Source organism: Streptomyces sp. AC627_RSS907, from assembly GCF_019049165.1.
The window spans coordinates 1-572 of the sequence record NZ_JAGMUE010000822.1 but is presented as its reverse complement, the minus strand read 5'-3'; the positions used below and the strand labels follow the sequence as shown (position 1 = coordinate 572).

2 protein-coding genes are annotated in these 572 nt (G+C 68.0%); both read left to right on the top strand.

Features of this window, described 5'->3' with window-relative positions:
• Nucleotides 1-395 (top strand): FtsW/RodA/SpoVE family cell cycle protein (locus KUM32_RS38830; protein ID WP_217146494.1); only part of this gene is annotated, 395 nt, incomplete at its 5' end.
• Between the two features lie 6 nt (nucleotides 396-401).
• A partial coding sequence (locus KUM32_RS38825; protein ID WP_217146495.1) for a glycosyltransferase occupies nucleotides 402-572 on the top strand: 171 nt, incomplete at its 3' end.

Here is a 572-nt window from a genome sequence, read left to right as displayed (position 1 = left end):
TCTTCGCCATCACCGGCGAGGAACTCGGCCTGGCGGGGACACTGTCAGTGCTCGCCCTCTTCGCGGCTCTAGGCTATGCGGGTATCCGCGTGGCCGGACGCACGGAGGACCCCTTCGTGAGGTATGCCGCGGGAGGTGTGACCACCTGGATCACGGCGCAGGCCGTGGTCAACATCGGTGCGGTGCTCGGCCTGCTGCCGATCGCCGGTGTCCCCCTGCCGCTGTTCTCCTACGGAGGTTCAGCCCTGCTCCCGACCATGTTCGCCATCGGTCTGCTGATCGCCTTCGCGCGTGCGGAACCCGGTGCCCGAGCTGCGTTGGCCATGCGGCAGCCTGGGGTGAGATGGAAGACGATGAGACGGCGCGTCAAGAAACGTCCGTCCGGAGAGCGGTGAAATTCGGTGCATGTCGTACTCGCCGGTGGGGGGACCGCCGGCCACATCGAGCCAGCGCTCGCCCTCGCGGACGCCCTGCGTAGGCAGGACCCGACCGTGGGGATCACAGCGCTGGGCACAGAGAAGGGCCTGGAGACCCGACTCGTGCCCGAGCGGGGTTATGAGCTCGGGCTCATC